The following is a 19,175-nucleotide window of genomic DNA, read 5'->3' as shown; positions in this document are numbered from 1 at the left end:
CAACAACGGCAACGTAATGGCTGACGTGTTCCCCTGATATGAAGCGGTTTTGTACGAGACGAAATCGATCACTGGCAAAGGAGTGCATCAACATGAACAACACCGACCGGGCCTTGCTGGGCGCAGGGCTTTTGATTCCAGTCTGGCTCCTGCTTGGCGTATCCCTGACCGCGCTTGGCTATCCGGGCTACAGCCACCTCGATCAGGCGATGAGCCAGCTAGGGGCGAAGGGCGCCCCGACTCATGCGTATTCCGCGTGGGTGAACAATTTCCCTCTGGGGCTGCTGTTCGCGCTTTTCGCGTTGGGTGTGGCGCGCCGTTTCGCCGGTTCGCGCCTGGCCCTGTTCAGCGCTGCGTTGATATTGCTTCACGGCCTGGCCAGTTTCGCCACGGGCCTGTTCGCCTGTGACGAGGGCTGCGTACCGGCACAGCCTTCCATTTCCCAGCACATCCACAATGCGGCAGGCCTGGTCATGTTCCTGTCGTTGACGCTGGCGAGCGCGCTGGGGTGTTGGCTGGGCAAGCGGTTGCTCTGCTCGTCGGTGTTCGCAGGCTTCTCTGCGCTTTGTCTGGTCCTGGCAATCGCCACCGTGGCGATGATGGGCAAAGCCATGGCCGACGGACACGGGTTTGGCCTGTATCAGCGACTCAATTACGGCGTGTCTGTGGTCTGGGTCGCTGCGCTGGCATGGGCTGCGCTGCGTAGCCACCAGACACAGCCTGCAGCGGTGCTCCAGCGGCATCTGTGAACGCCTGCCAAAGGCGGAAGCACTGATCACCAGGCCGCACCTGCAACAGTACGCCCGCGCAGCCCGAACAGCAGTGCGAACCCCGCGTCGGTTTCAGGATGCGCCTGGTCGTTCGCACGCAACCCTCCGGCGCCACAAGTGCCATGCTTGCAGGATGCCTCGGACCAGTACGCGCAGACGTACGGCCGCAGGCAAGGAGGCCGCTGGCACCACGCAACCGTGACGTGGCCGGCGCGCCGCAGCAGAACACGCCGGATACCTGCCCATACAACCATTCAGGCGGGTCCGTGATGCCGAGGTCCGCTGTATGCCTGATGATTTGCTCCACCTGCCCGTGATCCACGACATCCTGGCGCGCGACAAGGATACCCCCGGCGCCCTGTTGCCGATCCTGCATGCCATCCAGCACGCCATCGGCTATGTCCCCGATGCCGCCGTCCCCGAGATTGCCCATGCCCTGAACCTCAGCCTGGCCGAGGTCCGCGGGGTGATCAGTTTCTACCACGATTTTCGCACTACGCCGCCGGCACGCCATACCCTGCGCCTGTGCCGCGCCGAGTCGTGCCAGAGCCGTGGCGCCGAGGCGCTGGCCGCGCAGCTGCGTGAACAGCTGGCACTGGACGACCATGGCACCAGCGCCGACGGGGCCATCAGCCTGCGCCCGGTCTATTGCCTGGGGGCGTGCGCCTGCTCGCCGGCCCTGGAGCTGGATGGCCAGGTACATGCGCGCCTCACTCCCGAACGCCTGCGGGTCTTGGTCAACGCCTGCCGGGAGGACGCCGCATGCTGAAGCTGTACATTTCCTGTGATTCGGTCGCCCGTGCGGTTGGCGCCGACCAGGTCGCCGATGCCTTGCAGCGCGAGGCCGAACGCCGCCAGCTGGCGGTGGACATCCAGCGCACCAGCTCACGTGGGCTCTACTGGCTGGAGCCACTGCTGGAGTGCGACAGCGCGCAAGGGCGCCTGGGTTTTGGCCCGCTCACCCCTGAAGACGTACCGGCCTTGCTCGATGCTCTGGCCGGCGAACCTGCTGGCCACGCGCTGGCGCTGGGGCCGGTCGAACAAATTCCGTATCTCCAGACCCAGCAGCGCCTGTTGTTTGCCCGTGCCGGCATCACCCGGCCACTGTCGTTGGACGATTACCGTGCCCATGGCGGTTTCGCCGGCCTTGAAGCGGCTGTGGCCTTGGGTGGTGCCGATGTGGTCACCGCCGTGCTCGATTCCGGCTTGCGTGGCCGCGGTGGCGCGGCCTTCCCGGCTGGCATCAAGTGGCGCACCGTGCGCGACGCCGGGGCAGGGCAGAAGTATGTGGTATGCAACGCCGACGAAGGCGACTCGGGGACCTTCGCCGACCGCATGCTGATGGAAGGCGACCCGTTCCTGCTGATCGAAGGGATGATCATCGCTGGCCTCGCCGTGGGCGCCGACAAGGGCTACATCTACGTGCGCTCGGAATACCCCGACGCCATCCGCGTGCTCGACCAGGCCTTCGCCATCGCCCGGAATGCCGGCTACCTTGGCCGCGACGTGGCCGGCAGCGGCCAGGCCTTCGACCTGGAAGTGCGGGTTGGCGCCGGTGCCTACATCTGTGGTGAAGAAACCGCATTGCTCGAGTCCATCGAAGGCAAGCGCGGCATCGTCCGTGCCAAGCCACCGCTGCCTGCGCTGCAAGGCCTGTTCGGCTTGCCGACGCTGGTGCACAACGTACTGACCCTGGCTTCGGTGCCGGTGATCCTGGCCAAGGGCGCGGCGTTCTATCGTGACTTCGGTATGGGCCGCTCGCTGGGCACCATGCCGTTCCAGCTGGCCGGCAACATTCGCCACGGTGGCCTGGTCGAGCGAGCCTTCGGCCTGACCCTGCGCGAGCTGGTGGAAGTTTATGGCGGCGGCACGGCCAGTGGTCGGCCGCTGAAGGCGGCGCAGGTGGGTGGCCCGCTTGGCGCCTGGGTACCGCCCAGCCATTTCGATACGCCGCTGGACTATGAAGCCTTCGCGGCCATGGGCGCGATGCTCGGCCATGGCGGTGTGGTGGTGGCCGACGACACCCTGAACATGGCCAGTATGGCGCGCTTCGCCCTGCAATTCTGCGCCGAGGAATCCTGCGGCAAGTGCACCCCGTGCCGCATCGGCTCGACCCGCGGCATGGAAGTGGTCGACCGCCTGATCGCCACCAGCGACCTGACCGAGCGCCATGACCAGGCCCTGTTGCTGCGCGACCTGTGCGACACCATGCAGTACGGTTCGCTGTGCGCCATGGGCGGCATGACCGCCTACCCGGTAGCCAGCGCCCTGAAGTACTTCCCCGCCGATTTCGGGCTGACCCACACGGAGGCCGCGCAGTGATCAATTTCTTCGACCCCGCTTCTGATAAAAGCAGCGACCTCGGCACCCCGGCGCGTGACAGCGAGGTGCAGGTCAGCCTGAGCATCGATGGCCGGTCCGTCACCGTGCCTGCCGGCACCTCGGTAATGCGTGCCGCCGCCATGCTCGGCACCAGCATCCCCAAACTGTGCGCGACCGACAGCCTCGAAGCCTTTGGTTCGTGCCGCATGTGCATGGTGGAAATCGAAGGCATGCGCGGCTACCCGGCGTCCTGCACCACGCCGGTCAGCGAAGGCATGGTGGTGCGCACCGAAACCCCGCGCCTGGCCGGGCTGCGCCGCAACGTCATGGAACTGTACATCTCCGACCACCCGCTGGACTGCCTGACCTGTTCCGCCAACGGCAACTGCGAGCTGCAGACCGTGGCCGGCCAGGTCGGCCTGCGCGAGGTGCGCTATGGCTACGACGGGGCCAACCACCTGGCTGAAAAGAAAGACGTGTCCAACCCGTATTTCGATTACGAGCCAAGCAAGTGCATTGTCTGCAGCCGCTGCGTGCGTGCTTGCGAGGACATTCAGGGCACCTTCGCCCTGACCATCACCGGCCGCGGCTTCGAGTCCCGCGTGGCGGCGGCGGGAGGGGACAACTTCCTCACCTCCGAATGTGTGTCATGCGGTGCTTGTGTGCAGGCTTGCCCGACCGCAACCTTGACGGAAAAGAGCCTGGTGCAGTTGGGCCAGCCCGAGCGCTCGGTCGTTACCACCTGCGCCTACTGCGGCGTCGGCTGCTCGTTCCGCGCCGAAATGAAAGGCGACCAGCTGGTGCGCATGGTGCCCGACAAGAACGGCGGCGCCAACCACGGCCATGCCTGCGTCAAGGGCCGTTTCGCCTGGGGCTACGCCACCCACCCGGACCGCATCACCAAGCCGATGATCCGCAAGCGCCTGGAAGACCCTTGGCAGGAAGTCAGCTGGGACGAGGCGGTGAGCTACGCGGCCAGCGAGTTCCGCCGCATTCAGCTCAAGTATGGGCGCGATTCGATTGGCGGCATCACCTCCAGCCGTTGCACCAACGAAGAAGCTTACCTGGTGCAGAAGCTGGTACGCACCGCGTTCGGCAACAACAACGTCGACACCTGCGCGCGAGTGTGCCATTCGCCCACTGGCTACGGCCTCAAGCAAACCCTGGGCGAGTCCGCCGGTACCCAGAGCTTCGATTCGGTGATGCAGGCCGACGTGGTGCTGGTGATCGGCGCCAACCCCACCGACGCGCACCCGGTGTTCGGCTCGCAGCTCAAGCGCCGCCTGCGCCAGGGCGCGCGGCTGATCGTGATCGACCCACGCCGCATCGACCTGGTCGATTCGCCGCATGCCCGCGCCGAGCTGCACCTGCAGTTGCGCCCGGGCACCAACGTGGCCATGCTCAATGCCTTGGCCCACGTGATCGTCAGCGAAGGCCTGCTGGCCCAGGACTTCATCGACGCGCGCTGTGAGACCGAGGCATTCACCCGCTGGCGCGATTTTGTCAGCCTGGCGGAGAATGCCCCCGAAGTGCTCGGCCCGGTGTGTGGCGTACCGGCCGAACAGATCCGCGCTGCCGCCCGGCTCTATGCCACCGGCGGCAACGCAGCCATCTACTACGGCCTGGGCGTGACCGAGCATAGCCAGGGCAGTACCGCAGTGATGGGCATCGCCAACCTGGCCATGGCCACTGGCAACATCGGCCGTGAAGGGGTCGGGGTGAACCCGCTGCGCGGGCAGAACAACGTGCAGGGTTCCTGCGACATGGGCTCGTTCCCCCACGAACTGCCCGGCTACCGGCACATTTCCAACGAGGGTGTCCGCGCCGAGTTCGAGCGTGCCTGGGGCGTGACCCTGCAGCCTGACCCGGGCCTGCGTATCCCCAACATGTTCGAGGCGGCGCTGGACGGCAGTTTCAAGGCGCTGTACTGCCAGGGCGAGGACATTGCCCAGAGCGACCCCAACACCCAGCACGTCACCGCAGCCTTGCTGGCCATGGAGTGCGTGGTGGTGCAGGACATCTTCCTCAACGAGACCGCCAAGTTTGCCCATGTGTTCCTGCCGGGCAGCTCGTTCCTGGAAAAGGACGGCACCTTCACCAATGCCGAGCGGCGCATCTCGCGCGTGCGCAAGGTGATGGAGCCGCTGGCGGGCAAGGCCGACTGGGAGGCAACCGTGGCCCTGGCCCATGCCCTGGGCTACCCGATGAACTACCGCCACCCGTCCGAGATCATGGACGAGATCGCCCGCCTGACGCCGACCTTCCACCGCGTCAGCTACGCCGAGATCGACCGTCACGGCAGCCTGCAATGGCCGTGCAACGACGCTGCGCCGGACGGCACGCCAACCATGCACATCGACCAGTTCGTGCGCGGCAAGGGGCGGTTCATGCTCACCGGTTACGTGGCCACCGACGAGAAGGTCAACAACCGCTACCCGCTGCTGCTGACCACCGGGCGCATCCTTAGCCAGTACAACGTCGGCGCCCAGACCCGGCGCACCGCCAACGTCGCCTGGCATGACGCCGACCGCCTGGAAATTCACCCGAACGACGCCGAAAGCCGCGGCATCCACGATGGGGACTGGGTCGGCATCGGCAGTCGCGCCGGACAGACCGTGCTGCGCGCCAAGGTCAGTACGCGGGTGGCGCCGGGGGTGGTGTACACCACGTTCCACTTCCCCGAATCGGGGGCCAACGTGATCACCACTGACAATTCCGACTGGGCCACCAACTGCCCCGAGTACAAGGTGACGGCGGTGGAGGTGGTGAAGGTGTTCCAGCCTTCGCAGTGGCAGAAGCGTTACCAGGACTTCAGCGAGGAGCAGCAGCGGTTGCTGCAGGAGCGCCGTAGCGCAGAGAAGGCCGAGGTGCGCCGATGAGTGCCGACAGCCTGGTCAAGATGGCCAACCAGATTGCCCATTACTTCGACAGCGAGCCGGACCACGCGCTGGCGGTGCAAGGGGTACGCAACCACCTGCAGAGCTTCTGGACGCCGGCGATGCGCCGGCAATTGGCGCAATGGAGTGAGGCCCACGCGGGGGAGGGGCTTGACCCGAAGGTGCGGGAGGCGTTGGGCTAGCCACCGGGGCTGCTTTGCAGCCCATCGCCGGCCAGCGCTCACAGGCACCGCGTCAATTTATCCGCGAAGCCGGCGACGCGGTGGCTGGCACCGGCTATGCCGGTGTTCGCGGCTGAAGCCGCTCCTACAGGTACGGCGCCAACTGTCGGAGCGGCGACAGGGTCGCGACAGGCTGGTTTCAGCCGCGGGCCAGTTCCGCCAGGTGGGCAATGGCCTCTTCGCTCTTGAGCACCAGCACATCCCCCACCAGCGCATCCAGCACCACTTCCGAGGTATTGCCAATCAACGCCCCGGAAATGCCCGTGCGGCATACCGTACCGATCACCGTCACCACCGCATCGAGCTTCCGCTCGGTATGCGGAATCAGCACATCCGCCGGCCCTTCGGCCACGTGCAAGCGCTCCTCGCTGATGTCGTACTCGGCCTGGAACGCCAGGCATGCCTCGCGATAACGCTGTTCGATGGTCTCGCTCAACTGGTACACCGGGTCCGAGGCCGACAGCATTGGCGAGGGATGGGCGCTGATCACATGCAGCTCGCCATGGGCCAGTGTGGCGATCTCGAAGCCATGGTCGATGATGCTCGCATGCAAGCGGCGGTGGTCTTCGTCCTGGTTGCCCACGTCCACGGCGGCGAGGATGTTGCCACCGGTCCATGGTCGCTCGCTCTTGACCATCAGCACGGCGCTCGGGCACTGGCGCAGCAGTTTCCAGTCGCTGGGGGTGAGCAGGGCCTTTTTCAGCGGGTTGTCCGGGCGGTGTTCCTTGATCACCAGCTCGCAGCCTTCGGCCTGCTGCACCGCGATGATCGATTCATGCAAGCTGTCATGCCAGGCCTGTTCATGGGTGACGTTGTCGTAGCCGTCATCATGCAGCTGGCTGCCGAGCAGGCTCAGCAGTGCGCTGTGGTCATGCTTCTTGTCGCACATCAGCAGGTGCAGGCGCGCGCCGGTGACGCCGGCAATCAGCTTGGCCCGGGTCAGGGCCCGGCTGTGGGCGTGCGCGGGGTCGAGCACGACGAGGATGCTGCGGACGGCTTGCATGGGCGTGAACTCCGTTCAAGGTGGCGACCAATGCCTGACTATAGTCGGCGCTACCCCCACTGGCGCTTGATACACATCAAGCATAGTCACTGGCGTCGCCCGTCGCCGCCGGTATAATCGCCAGCCCTGCCTGGCCTGTGTGGTTGCACGCTTATGTCCCTGATCCCCGAAATCGACGCTTTTCTTGGTTGCCCGACGCCAGATGCCTGGATCGAAGCGGCGCTGGCCGACCAGGAAACCCTGCTGATCGACCACAAGAACTGCGAATTCAAGGCAGCCAGCACCGCGTTGAGCCTGATCGCCAAGTACAATACGCACCTTGACCTGATCAACATGATGTCGCGCCTGGCCCGCGAGGAGCTGGTGCATCACGAGCAGGTGCTACGCCTGATGAAACGCCGTGGCGTGCCGCTGCGCCCGGTGTCGGCGGGGCGCTATGCGTCGGGCCTGCGGCGCCTGGTGCGTGCCCACGAGCCCGTCAAGCTGGTCGATACGCTGGTAGTCGGGGCGTTCATCGAGGCGCGCAGCTGCGAGCGTTTTGCCGCGCTGGTGCCGCACCTGGACGAGGAACTGGGCCGCTTCTACCACGGCCTGCTGAAAAGCGAAGCGCGCCACTACCAGGGCTACCTGAAACTGGCGCATCACTACGGCGATGAGGCAGACATTGCCCGCCGGGTGGAACTGGTCCGCGCAGCGGAAGTCGAGCTGATCCAGTCACCGGATCAGGAGCTGCGCTTCCACAGTGGTATCCCGCTGGCGCAGGCCGCCTGATTCGCACCCGGCGGCCCGGGCATCAGTGGCGGCGCCCCAGCAGCAGCCCGACCAGCAGACCGAGGCCGGCAGAAACCGCCACGGTCTGCCACGGGTGGCCACCGATGTAGTCCTGGGTTGCCTCCACCATCGGTTGTGCCTTGTTGCGCACCCTGTTGGCGGCATGGCGCGCCTGACGCAGTTTCAGGCTCACCTGGGCGCGCAAGGTTTCTGCCTCGTCGCCTACCAGGGCGGCACTATCGTTCAGCAGCCGTTCTGATTCTTCGATCAGCGCCTGCAGTTCACTGAATACCTGGTCCTTGATCTGATCGCTGTCAGTCAGCGTGGCGTTTTTGCGGGCCATGAACGCGTCCTCGTCGATGGTTGGTTTGAACAATGGATACTGGTGCGCCAGAAAAGTTGCTTCGGCGCGTGGCTGAGCTGTTGGTGTAAGATAGCCGCCATTTACGATCAGGCAGGTGATTCATGAGTTTCAATCTGGCCAACATGAGCTTCGAGGAACGGGCACAGATCGAGGCAGAGAAGGCCCGGCTGTTCGAGCTGTGGCAGAACAACCTGGGCAAGGCCAAGGGCGAAGCGGCGCGACTGATCGCCGAAAAACCCCGGCGCAAGGGCAAGTGGGCCGAGTGGGTGCGTGCCGAGCTGGACGGCATGTCGCCACCGGAATACGCCAACATGGTGCGCAGCGAAGTCAACAAGCTGATGGCCGCCGCCAACGCCAACCGCTGAGCAGCCCTGGCCCGGCGCCTAGCGGTAGGCGCCCTTGGGCAGGTCCAGCTGGCCCTCGTCGCTGAAACGCACCGTCCCCAGCGCGCCGCCGGCCAGCTTGCCGCGCAGTTTGTAAGGCAAGCCCTGCAGCGAATCCACCTGGCCCAGCCCATAGGCCTGGCGCAGGAAGGCGAACGCCGTGATGCTCACCGGCACCACGACCACTGCTTCGCCATACCGGCCGATATGCCCTTGCTGGTCACTGACCCCAGCGGCCAGCGGCTGGCCGTTCACCTCCAGGTTCAAGGCAATGCCGTCGTAGTCGATTGGCGTCTCATTAGGGTTCTGCACGCGCATTTTCACGGCCATGCGCAGCTCCAGTTCCTGCCCTGGCAGCGGCTCGATGCCGATCACGCTGATCGTCACCGGGTCGCGTGGCTGGAACAGGGCACAGGCCGCCTGGGCGCAGGCCAGCAGCACGATCAGCGACAGGCGGGTGTAGCGATACAGACGGGCAGTCATGGCGGACGACCTTGTCGTAGTGAGCGGTCGGTCAGTGTGGCAAATGCGCGACGGCGTTGAAAGTGTCGGTACAGATGAAAGATACTGTTTCTCATTCACGTCCGATAATTTCTCTTACTGGCCGTACCTACCCCATGCTGACTTCACCCGTGTCGGGCCTGTTGACGAGTTTCCAGGAACACTACGACGACCTGCTGCAGTTCTTGACCCGGCGCATGAGCGACCGCCAGCGTGCCGCCGACGTGGCGCAGGAAACCTACCTCAAGCTGGTCAACATCGACCAGCAGGCGGTACCGGTGCTGCACGCGCGGCGTTTCATCTTCCGCGTGGCCGGTAACCTGGCGATCGATGCCTTGCGGCGCGAACAGCGCATCGCGGCCAGCCACGGGTATGGCGACGAGGCCGGCGAAGTAGCCTGCCCGGCACCGGCGCCGGAGGCTGCGTTGCTGGCCCGCGAGCGCTTGCAAGCCCTCGACCAGGCGCTGCTGCAGCTGCCCACCAATGCCCGCCAGGCATTGTTGCTCAACCGCATCGACGGTCTGACCCAGGCACAGGTTGCACAACGGCTGGGCGTCTCCGAGAGCATGGTGGCCAAGTACATCGGCCAGGCCCTGCGCCATTGCCGCAACCACCTCAGGCAGGCAGGGCTGGCTGCGGCACTGTTGCTGGCCGTTGGTGCGGCCGGTTGGCAGCAGGCGCCGGTGCTGCTGGCGGATTATCACACCGGGGTAGGGCAGCGGCAGGTCATTATCCTGGCCGACGGTTCGCGGGTGACGCTGAACAGCGCCAGTGCCTTGAGCGTGGTGTTCAATGACCATGAACGGCGGGTAGTGCTGGAGTCCGGGGAGGCCTTGTTCGAGACCCGCGATGATCCGCGGCCGTTTGTGGTCGACACCGCCGGCGAGCCTGTGCAGGGCAGTGCGGCCACCTTCAGCGTACGCCGTGATGGCCATGTGGTGCTGGCGCGTGGCCAGGCCAGGGTTGGCGGGCATGCGCTGCCCGTCGCTGCCGATGCCAGCGCGCAGATGGCCTGGCAGCGCGGCAAACTGATCTTCAACGGCAAGCCGCTGGGGCAGGTGCTGGCGGAGCTCGAGCGTTACCGGCATGGGCGGATCGTGTTGTCGGACAGCAAGCTGGCGGCGATGGAAGTCAGCGGGGTGTTCGACCTCGATGAGCCGCAAGCCCTGCTGCGGACCCTGGAGCAGCGCTATGGCCTGCGGGTTACCTACCTGCCGTGGCTTGCAGTGGTTTATTGATTTGCCTGTGCGTGCCGCTTCGCGGGCACGGGAATGGAAATATTTTCCATTTGCCACTGCAAGTTTCGGCACGCCAGATCGTCGTAGGGAGACTGATCAGCAACTCATTCTCATTTACGACTTGTCTGGAAGCTCATCCGTGCCTCTGATGCTCAAGCCCTTGCCCCGCCGTGTCCCTTTTCACCACGCCCTGATCTCCTGCAGTGCCCTGGCCCTGTTGCTCGGCCCGCTGCAGGCCGGCGCCGCGACTGCTGCCGACCAGGCCCAGGTCCAGGCGCGCCAGGTCCAGCTGGACCTGCCAGCCCAACCCCTGGACCAGGCCCTGACCCACTTCGCCGACCAGGCCGGCCTGCACCTGCTGTACACCACCGCTGATGTCGCCGGCCAGGCCAGCCCGGCCTTGCAGGGCAGCTACAGCATCGAGCAGGCGCTGCAGCAGCTGCTGGCCGGCAGCGGCATGCGCTGGCAGTTCAGCGATGCCGGCACGGTGACCCTGCACAAGGCCGAGACGGCGCCGCAGGCCGTCAACCTCAAGCCGATCGAAGTCAGCGTGGCCTCGCGCACCAGTACCGCGATCAGTGAAATCCCCGGCACCGTCTGGGTGGTCGACCAGCAGCAGTTGCGCGAGCAGATCGACAGCGGTGTCAGCCTGAAGGAAGCCATCGGCAAACTGGTGCCAGGCCTCGACCTGGCGCCGGAAGGGCGCACCAACTATGGCCAGAACATGCGCGGGCGCAACGTACTGGTGATGATCGACGGGGTCAGCCAGAACAGCTCGCGCGGCCTGTCGCGCCAGTTCGACAGCATCTCGCCGTTCAACGTCGAGCGGGTCGAGGTGTTGTCCGGCGCCAGCGCCATCTACGGCGGCGGCGCCACTGGCGGCATCATCAACATCGTGACCAAGAAGGGCGAACCGGGCCCGGCGCGCTTCGAGACCCAGCTTGGCGCCAGCAGCGGCTTCAACAACAGCGACGACCTGGCCACCCGTATCGCCCAGTCGATCAGTGGTGGCAACGAGCGGGTCAATGCCCGCCTGGGTATCTCCGGCGAGCAGAACGAGGCCTTTTACGACGGCGCGGGCGAGCAGATCTTCATCGACAACACCCAGACCGACCTGCAGTACAACCGCACTGTCGACGTGCTCGGTACTCTCGGGCTGCAATTGAACGACCAGCAGAGCCTCGACCTGCTGGCCCAGTACTATGACTCGGGTAACCATGGCAGCACGGGTATCTACTTCCCCAACCTCAACTACAACGCCCCGTCCGACCTGGAAGACGCCGAGCTGCGCAGCGGCTACTCGTCGGGCCTGGAGCCGCGTACCCGGCGCCTGCTGCTCAACGCCAACTACCACCACACCGACGTGCTGGGCCAGGATTTCTACCTGCAGGCCTCTTACCGCAAGGAAAACGATAACTTCTACCCGTTCCCGTACTACAACCGCGCCACCCCCACGGGCTCGCGCGGGGTGTACTTTGCCGCTTCGCAGCAGAACTTCGAGGTCACCAGCCTCAAGGGCCTGTTTGCCAAGCAGTGGGACACGCTGAAGCTGACGTATGGTGTCGATCTGGACCATGAGCGTTTCAATGCCCAGCAGACCACCTTCAACGCCCGGACTTCCTCCGAATCCGGCGGCTTGCAGCTGGACAAGGACAGCAAGGCCGCGCGCTACCCCAGCTATCAGGTCGACGGTGTATCGGTATATGCCCAGCTGGACTGGCATGCCAACGACAACCTGACCCTGTCCGGCGGCGCCCGGCGTCAGCAGATGGACGTGGACGTCAGCGACTTCAAGGGTGTGCCGGGCGGCAGCAACGACTACCAGGTCAACCTGTTCAACGTCGGCGCCATCTACGACTTCAAGAACGGCCACCAGGTGTGGACCAACTACGGCGAAGGTTTCGACCTGCCCGACCCGGCCAAGTACTACGGCAAGCCCGGCCTGAGTGTCGCCGACAACCCGCTGGCCGGCATCAAGAGCCGCCAGGTGGAACTGGGCTGGCGCTATGCCGACCTGGACTGGGATGCCCAGGCAGCGCTGTACTACATCTGGTCGGACAAGATCATCAACGTCGATTCGCAAACCCTGACCATCGATGTGGAAGAGCAGAAGAGCCGTGACTTCGGTTTCGAAGGTGCGCTGACCCGCCACTTCCAGAGCGGCTGGGAAACCGGCGGCACGTTGCACCTGACCCGTTCCGAAGAAGAGGACGCCGATGGCGACTGGATCAAGCGGGATGCCCGCTATGCCTCGCTGTCCAAGGCCACCGCGTTTGTCGGTTGGAAGGGTGACGGGCGCACGGCGCGGTTGCAGGCCAACCACGCGTTCAGCTTGAAGGACGACGCCGACCACGAGATCGACGGCTACACCACCTTCGACCTGCTGGGTAGCCAGGACACCGGCTTCGGCACCTTCAGCGCCGGCATCCAGAACCTGCTGGACAAGCAGTACAGCACGGTCTGGGGGCAGCGCGCGACGCTGTTCTACTCGCCAACCTACGGGCCGGCGTACCTGTATGACTACCAGGGGCGTGGGCGCACCTACACCCTGACCTGGAGCATGGCTTACTAACCTGGCCCCCAAACCGAGCCTGGCCGCTCCTGCAGTACCGCACCAACGCGGTACCTGTGGAGCGGGCAAGCCGCGAAGCGGTGCTCAGGCAAACGCCGCCAGCAAATCCTGCGCAAATGCCTGCTGTGCCTCGCCAACCCCCTGCGCGCGATGCCGGGCCAAGGTAAACGGCACCACGAAATCCAGCCCCGGATCCAACGCCCACAACAGCCCCGCATCCTCCCACGTCTGCGCGTAATGACAGGGCAGGTAACCGATATGCCGCCCCGACAGGACAAACGTCAGCACGCTCTCGATCTGCTCCGCGACTGCCATGCTGCGCCGGCTCTGGAACGGCTCGCCGCCCTTGAGAAACCGGTACGGATGGCGCACCTGGTCCATTTCCAGCAAGCGTTCGCGCGCCACGCCTGTTACGCCGAACAGCACATGCCCGTTGCCGCAATACAGCCGCTGCCGCTCCTCGAACAGCGGCTGGTAATCGAACGCCGCCTGGTTGCCGGAGAAATAGCTGATGGCGTAATCCAGCCGCTGCTCCAGCAACAGCCGCTCCAGCTCCGCCGGTGGCGCACTGATCAGCTCCAGCTGCACCGCTTCGGCACGCCGACGGAACGCCGCGATGGCCGCTGCAAGCCGCAGGTTCACCGCCTTGTCCTGGTTCTCTGCCATGCCGACCCGAACCGTCCCCAACAACTGCCCGGCAACGCCATTGGCCTGCTGGCGGAAGCGCTCGATGTCCAGCAGCAGGCCACGCGTTGCGTCCAGCAGTAACGCGCCTTTTTCGGTCAGGGCAAAACCGCCCTTGCCCCGGCTGCACAGGCGGTAGCCCAAACGCGTCTCCAGCTGCGCCATGCGCTGGCTGATGGTGGGTTGGCTCAGGCCCAGTACGCCCTGGGCGGCGCTGAAGCCACCGGCCTCGACTACAGTGACGAACAGCCGAAGCAGGTGCAGGTCGGGGTCGTGCAGTTGTCCGAGCATTACATTGCTCCTGGTGAATGTCAGCTTTGCAAACTTGCCATTCCTGCAATGTAACCCGGCTGCCATGCTCGCGGCATCCACCCATTTGCCGAGGTGTCCGCCATGCATCGCTCGTTGTGCCTGCTGTCTCTGCTCCTGGCCTTGCCGCTTCAGGCCGAGGAAAAGGTCGTCAATCTCTACAGCTGGGCCGACTACGTCGCCCCGCAAACCCTGCAGCGCTTCGAGCAGGAGACCGGCTACAAGGTGCGCTACGACACCTTCGACACTACCGAGGTGCTGGAAACCAAGCTGCTGACCGGGGGCAGTGGCTACGACGTGGTGGTGCCGTCCTCCAGCGTACTGGCCCGCGCGCTGAAGGCCAATGCCCTGCAGCCGCTCGATGCCCAGGGCATGCCCGGCTATGCCAACCTCGACCCGGACCTGCTGGCCAAGCTCGCCGAGGCCGACCCCGGCAACCGCCATGCCGTGCCCTACACCTGGGGCACCCTGGGCCTGGGGGTGAATGTCGAAGCAGTACGCCAGCGCCTGGGCGATGTGCCGCTGGACAGCCTCGACCTGTTGTTCAAGCCCGAGTACGCCAGCCGCCTCAAGGACTGTGGCATCGCCATGCCCGACTCGCCGCAGGAAGTGATCGGCGTCGCCCTGAACTACCTGGGCAAGGACCCGTACAGCCAGAACAAGGCCGACCTGGCTGCGGCGCAGCAGCTGTTGAGCCAGTTGCAGCCTTCGATCAGCTACGTCGCCAATGGCCGGCAGATCAGCGACCTGGCGAACGGCAGCGTGTGCCTGGCACTGACCTACAACGGCGATGCAGCGATGGCGGCCGACCAGGCGCGCCGCGCCGGCAAGCCGTTCGAACTGATCTACCGCATTCCCCGCGAGGGTACGCTGGTCTGGCAGGACAACCTAGTCATCCCCAGGGACGCGCCACACCCCGAAGCGGCGCGGGCGTTCATTGCCTTCATGCTCAAGCCCGAGTCGGTCGCCGCGCTGACCAATACGCTGTTCTTCGCCAACGCCAACCAGGCAGCCACGCCGCTGGTGGACGAAGCCGTGCGCAATGACCCGGATATCTATCCGCCGCAGGCGGTACGCCAGCGGCTATATGCCGACCGCAGCATGGCCCTGGCCGACCTGCGCCAGCGCAACCGCCTGTGGATCGCCTTCCGCAGCCGCCAGTAACCGATGATGAAGAGGAGCCCGACCGTGGAGCACGCTGCAGACAATGACCAGGCCATGACCCGCGACAGCCTGTATGGCACCGCCGCGGAAAGTACCTATGCCGGTATCACCAGTTTTTCCCGCCGCCGTTATAGCCGCGATTTGCGCGGCGTCGATGTGGTCGTCAGCGGGGTGCCGTTCGATACGGCTACCAGCAACCGCCCCGGCGCGCGTTTCGGCCCGCGGGCGATCCGCGCCGCCTCGGTGCAGCAGGCCTGGGCCCGACACTGGCCGTGGACGTTCGACCCGTTCGACCACCTGGCGGTGATCGATTACGGCGATTGCGCCTTCGACAGCGGCACGCCGCAATCGGTCCCGGACAGCATCGAGGCCCATGCGGCGCATATCCTGGAGGCGGGCTGCGCCATGCTCACCCTGGGTGGCGACCATTTCATCAGCTATCCGCTGCTCAAGGCCCACGCCCGGCGCCACGGCCCGCTGGCGCTGGTCCACTTCGATGCGCACAGCGACACCTGGCCGGACGAGGAGGGCCAGCGCATCGACCACGGCACCATGTTCTGGCATGCCGCCCGTGAAGGCCTGGTGGACCCGGCCTGTTCGGTACAGATCGGTTTGCGCACCACCAATGACGATAGCCAGGGCTTTGCCATCCTCGATGCCCGCCAGGTGCATCGCCAGGGCACCGAGGCGGTGATTGCGGCGATTCGCCAACGGGTGGGGGAACGACCGGTGTACCTGACCTTCGATATCGACTGCCTCGACCCGGCCTACGCGCCCGGTACCGGCACGCCGGTGTGCGGCGGGCTGAGCACGCTGCAGGCGCTGGAAATTCTCGGTGGCTTGCGCGGTATCAATCTGGTGGGCATGGACCTGGTGGAGGTGGCGCCGGCCTATGACCACGCCGATATCACCGCGCTGGCAGGGGCTACCCTGGCAATGGAAATGCTGTGCCTGTATGCAGCGCGGCACAAGGTGAAGGACCAATAGATAATCGGGGCCGGGGAGAGCGGTTTCTCGGTAGCGGCCATGTATCGCGAAGGGCTGCGAAGCCGCCCCCGAAGCCCATACTGAAACATCAGGAATCATCTCTGCCCGCATTCACACTTTTGCCGCGAACCCTTCGCGCCGTAGGCTATCCAACCCACCGAGCGCGGCAATTTCGTACAGGAGGTGAAGCATGACCCCGATATGGCCCATCCTGGCACTCGGCCTGGCGCTGTCTTTGCCCGCGCACGCCGCAGTCGCGCCACCCATGCAAATTGCCGCCAGCGACAACAACCCCTACAACAGCCCGATCCAGCGCGCCAACCCCAACAGTCGCCAGGGCAGCATGCCGGCCACGCCGCCGCTGCGTGGCCCGTCCACCGAGCCTTCCCCGCGCCCACCCACGCTGGATAATCGTGGCATTGGCAACGGCGACAACCTGCGTCGCCAGCAACAGACCCCGAACCTGGAACCCACCCGGCCGCCCCGCGACAACCCGCGCGCGCCGTGAGCCAAATACGCAAAGGAATCCTGCATGCGCCACGCAACCTGGCTTGTCACCGTTACTGCCGCCGCACTGCTGCCGCTGTTGGCGCAGGCGGCGGCCGAACAGCAGTTTCGCAGCGAAGAAGGCAGCCTGACCGTCAACACCGTAGCCGATGGCCTGCGCCACCCGTGGGCCTTGGCGTTCCTGCCGGGCGGCAAGGACATGCTGGTCACCGAGCGCGCCGGTAACCTGCGGCTGGTCAACGCCGAAGGCAAGGTTGGCCCACCGATCAGCGGCGTGCCCAAGGTTTGGGCCGAAGGCCAGGGCGGCCTGCTGGATGTGGTGCTGTCACCGGATTTCGCCAAGGACCGCACCGTCTACCTGGCCTATGCCGAGGAGGGCAGTGATGGCAAGGCCGGTACCGCAGTGGGCCGTGGCCAGCTCTCCAGCGACCGTGCCCGGCTGGAAAATTTCAACGTGATCTTCCGCCAGCAGCCCAAGCTGTCGGTCGGCAACCACTTCGGCTCGCGCCTGATGTTCGACCGCGACGGCTACCTGTTCATCACCCTCGGCGAGAACAACCAGCGCCCGACCGCCCAGGACCTGGACAAGCTGCAAGGCAAGATCGTGCGCATCCTGCCAGACGGTGAGGTACCCAAGGACAACCCCTTCGTCGGCCGGGACAATGTGCGGCCGGAGATCTGGTCATACGGCCATCGCAACCCGCAGGGCGCCGCGCTCAACCCCTGGACTGGCAAGCTCTGGGCCCACGAGCACGGCCCGCGTGGCGGCGACGAGATCAACATCCCCAAGCCTGGCAAGAACTACGGTTGGCCGCTGGCGACCCATGGCATCAACTACTCGTTGCTGCCTGTTCCCGAGGCCGAGGGCAAGCACGTGGACGGGATGGTCGACCCACAGCATGTCTGGGAGCAGTCACCGGGGGTCAGCGGCATGGCGTTCTACGACAGCCCGACGTTCAAGGCGTGGGACCACAACCTGTTCATTGGCGCGCTGGCCACCCAGGAACTGATCCGTCTGCAGCTGGATGGCGACAAGGTAGTGCATGAAGAGCGGCTGTTGGGTGAGCTCAAGGCGCGTATCCGCGATGTACGGGTGGGGCCGGACGGGTACCTGTATGTACTGACCGACGACAAGGACGGTGCGCTGCTCAAGGTAGGCCTGGGCGACGCTTGATCACCACTGCTGTACGCGGCCCCTGTGGGAGCGGGCATACCCGCGAAGCAGGCGCCGCGGAGGATGGCGCGGGCTTCGCCCGTGTTCGCGGGCACGCCCGCTCCCACAGGGATCGCGGCAGCCTTTTGAATTCAGATAAGACCGTTTTTTCCACAAGGTCCGCGGTATGCCAGCCGTGTAGAATGCCGCATGGCTATCGATCCCCACTCCCTCTACCAGCAAGCCCTGGCCACCCAAGGCTATGTTGCCGACCCCGCCCAGGCTTGCGCCGTCGAGGCCTTGCAAGCCTGCTTTCAGGCCGTCGGACAAGGCCACCCCACCCAGGGCATCTACCTCTGGGGCCCGGTCGGCCGTGGCAAGACCTGGCTGATGGACCAGTTCCACCGGTGCCTGCAGGTGCCCAGCCGGCGCCAGCACTTCCACCATTTCATGGCCTGGGTCCACCAGCGCCTGTTCCAGCTCAACGGCACCGCCGACCCGCTGCTGGCGCTGGCCCGGGAGCTGGCCGGGCAGATCCGCGTGCTGTGCTTCGACGAGCTGTTCGTCAACGACATCGGTGACGCGATCATCCTCGGTCGCCTGTTCCAGGTGCTGTTCGAACAGGGCGTGGTCATCGTCGCCACCTCCAACCAGCCACCCGAACAGCTGTATCGCGACGGCTTCAACCGTGAGCGTTTCCTGCCCGCCATCGCCGCCATCCAGCGGCACATGCAGGTACTGCCGGTAGCCGGCGAGCAGGACCATCGCCTGCACCCCGGTGCCGCCCACCAGCGTTACTGGGTGGCGCAGGCGGGGCAGGCCAGCCCGTTGGCTGAAGTGTTCCGCCAACTCAGCCCGAGCGACAGCGGCCACGACCAGCCGTTGGCCCTCGGTGCCAGGCAGGTGCAGGTGGTGCGGCGCAGCGAGCAGGCTATCTGGTGCCGCTTCAGCGATTTGTGCGAACAACCGCTGGCGGCCACGGAGTTCATGGCCCTGTGCGACCGGTTCCCGGCCATCCTGGTATCGGGCATACCGGCGCTGGGCGGCGAACAGCGGGCCGGGCGCATCGCCCGTGGCACCGAGGACGGCGCGCAGCGGGTGGTGGCGGGTGAGCGTGAACTGCCGGCGCTGTCACCCAAGGATGATGCGGTGCGCCGCTTCATTGCCCTGGTCGACGAATGCTACGACCGCCGGGTAGCGTTGTACCTGGAAGCACAGGTGCCGCTCGATGCCCTCTACACTCAAGGGTATCTGGCGTTCCCGTACCAACGGACCCTGAGCCGGCTGCGGGAGATGCAACTGCAACGCTTTGCCTGAAAAGGAGTGTAG

18 protein-coding genes are annotated in these 19,175 nt (G+C 65.5%); 14 read left to right on the top strand and 4 right to left on the bottom strand.

What is annotated here, in order from left to right; translation table 11 throughout:
• Window positions 1-92 precede the first annotated feature (92 nt).
• The 5 genes from QSV36_RS03975 (at window position 93) to QSV36_RS03955 (ending at window position 6,171) form a co-directional block, all read left to right on the top strand.
• Window positions 93-749, top strand: a complete 657-nt coding sequence (locus QSV36_RS03975) for a DUF998 domain-containing protein (protein ID WP_289130058.1) — start codon at window positions 93-95, stop codon at window positions 747-749.
• A 307-nt stretch (window positions 750-1,056) separates the two neighbouring features.
• The gene (locus QSV36_RS03970) at window positions 1,057-1,539 is read left to right on the top strand and encodes a formate dehydrogenase subunit gamma (protein WP_289130056.1); all 483 of its coding nucleotides are present in this window, start codon (window positions 1,057-1,059) and stop codon (window positions 1,537-1,539) included.
• Window positions 1,533-3,092 carry a formate dehydrogenase beta subunit gene (locus tag QSV36_RS03965; RefSeq protein ID WP_289130054.1) on the top strand — a complete coding sequence of 520 codons (1,560 nt, stop codon included), beginning with the start codon at window positions 1,533-1,535 and terminating at the stop codon, window positions 3,090-3,092. Before QSV36_RS03970 ends, QSV36_RS03965 begins: the two co-directional genes overlap by 7 nt.
• Complete coding sequence (gene fdhF, locus QSV36_RS03960; protein WP_289130051.1) at window positions 3,089-5,971, top strand: formate dehydrogenase subunit alpha; 2,883 nt, start codon at window positions 3,089-3,091, stop codon at window positions 5,969-5,971. The genes QSV36_RS03965 and fdhF overlap by 4 nt, the downstream gene beginning before the upstream one ends.
• Window positions 5,968-6,171 carry a formate dehydrogenase subunit delta gene (locus QSV36_RS03955; protein WP_289130049.1) on the top strand — a complete coding sequence of 68 codons (204 nt, stop codon included), beginning with the start codon at window positions 5,968-5,970 and terminating at the stop codon, window positions 6,169-6,171. The genes fdhF and QSV36_RS03955 overlap by 4 nt, the downstream gene beginning before the upstream one ends.
• Window positions 6,172-6,349: 178 nt before the next feature.
• Here QSV36_RS03955 and QSV36_RS03950 read toward each other — a convergent pair whose 3' ends face one another.
• Window positions 6,350-7,213, bottom strand: coding sequence for a universal stress protein (locus tag QSV36_RS03950; protein WP_289130046.1), 864 nt, complete (start codon window positions 7,211-7,213; stop codon window positions 6,350-6,352).
• Between the two features lie 153 nt (window positions 7,214-7,366).
• Here QSV36_RS03950 and QSV36_RS03945 point away from each other — a divergent pair, with 153 nt between their 5' ends.
• On the top strand, window positions 7,367-7,984 hold the full coding sequence (locus QSV36_RS03945) for a MiaE family protein (protein WP_186678418.1): 618 nt from the start codon (window positions 7,367-7,369) through the stop codon (window positions 7,982-7,984).
• A gap of 22 nt (window positions 7,985-8,006) precedes the next feature.
• On the opposite strand, the gene QSV36_RS03940 is transcribed toward QSV36_RS03945, so the two are convergent.
• On the bottom strand, window positions 8,007-8,327 hold the full coding sequence (locus tag QSV36_RS03940; RefSeq protein ID WP_225777085.1) for an ElaB/YgaM/YqjD family protein: 321 nt from the start codon (window positions 8,325-8,327) through the stop codon (window positions 8,007-8,009).
• Window positions 8,328-8,449: 122 nt separating this feature from the next.
• Between QSV36_RS03940 and QSV36_RS03935 the strand changes: the two genes are divergently transcribed.
• Window positions 8,450-8,713: a hypothetical protein gene (locus QSV36_RS03935; RefSeq protein WP_289130043.1), complete on the top strand. Its 264-nt coding sequence runs from the start codon at window positions 8,450-8,452 to the stop codon at window positions 8,711-8,713.
• 18 nt (window positions 8,714-8,731) lie between these two features.
• Here the strand turns inward: QSV36_RS03935 and QSV36_RS03930 are convergent, their stop codons facing one another.
• Complete coding sequence (locus QSV36_RS03930) at window positions 8,732-9,214, bottom strand: LEA/WHy family protein (protein ID WP_289130042.1); 483 nt, start codon at window positions 9,212-9,214, stop codon at window positions 8,732-8,734.
• 134 nt (window positions 9,215-9,348) lie between these two features.
• Here QSV36_RS03930 and QSV36_RS03925 point away from each other — a divergent pair, with 134 nt between their 5' ends.
• Together QSV36_RS03925 and QSV36_RS03920 are read left to right on the top strand one after the other, a co-directional pair.
• Entirely contained in the window at window positions 9,349-10,470 is a 1,122-nt protein-coding gene (locus QSV36_RS03925) for a sigma-70 family RNA polymerase sigma factor (protein WP_289130040.1), read from the top strand.
• A 148-nt stretch (window positions 10,471-10,618) separates the two neighbouring features.
• Complete coding sequence (locus QSV36_RS03920) at window positions 10,619-13,042, top strand: TonB-dependent receptor (protein WP_289130214.1); 2,424 nt, start codon at window positions 10,619-10,621, stop codon at window positions 13,040-13,042.
• 84 nt (window positions 13,043-13,126) lie between these two features.
• On the opposite strand, the gene QSV36_RS03915 is transcribed toward QSV36_RS03920, so the two are convergent.
• The gene (locus QSV36_RS03915; RefSeq protein WP_289130038.1) at window positions 13,127-14,017 is read right to left on the bottom strand and encodes a LysR family transcriptional regulator; all 891 of its coding nucleotides are present in this window, start codon (window positions 14,015-14,017) and stop codon (window positions 13,127-13,129) included.
• Between the two features lie 102 nt (window positions 14,018-14,119).
• On the opposite strand from QSV36_RS03915, the gene QSV36_RS03910 reads away from it, so the two are divergent.
• The 5 genes from QSV36_RS03910 (at window position 14,120) to zapE (ending at window position 19,163) form a co-directional block, all read left to right on the top strand.
• Complete coding sequence (locus QSV36_RS03910; protein WP_289130036.1) at window positions 14,120-15,199, top strand: polyamine ABC transporter substrate-binding protein; 1,080 nt, start codon at window positions 14,120-14,122, stop codon at window positions 15,197-15,199.
• 24 nt (window positions 15,200-15,223) lie between these two features.
• On the top strand, window positions 15,224-16,186 hold the full coding sequence (gene speB, locus QSV36_RS03905) for an agmatinase (RefSeq protein WP_289130035.1): 963 nt from the start codon (window positions 15,224-15,226) through the stop codon (window positions 16,184-16,186).
• A gap of 190 nt (window positions 16,187-16,376) precedes the next feature.
• Entirely contained in the window at window positions 16,377-16,694 is a 318-nt protein-coding gene (locus tag QSV36_RS03900) for a hypothetical protein (protein ID WP_289130032.1), read from the top strand.
• Window positions 16,695-16,718: 24 nt separating this feature from the next.
• Window positions 16,719-17,867 (top strand): PQQ-dependent sugar dehydrogenase, encoded by a 1,149-nt coding sequence (locus QSV36_RS03895; protein WP_289130031.1) that lies wholly within the window; start codon window positions 16,719-16,721, stop codon window positions 17,865-17,867.
• Between the two features lie 189 nt (window positions 17,868-18,056).
• Window positions 18,057-19,163, top strand: a complete 1,107-nt coding sequence (zapE, locus tag QSV36_RS03890) for a cell division protein ZapE (protein WP_289130030.1) — start codon at window positions 18,057-18,059, stop codon at window positions 19,161-19,163.
• The last annotated feature ends 12 nt before the right edge of the window (window positions 19,164-19,175 follow it).

It is taken from the genome of Pseudomonas sp. BCRC 81390, from assembly GCF_030341915.1.
Classification (GTDB): Bacteria; Pseudomonadota; Gammaproteobacteria; order Pseudomonadales; family Pseudomonadaceae; genus Aquipseudomonas.
Note: the sequence above shows the minus strand (reverse complement) of the source record. Positions and strands in the feature narration are given on the sequence as shown.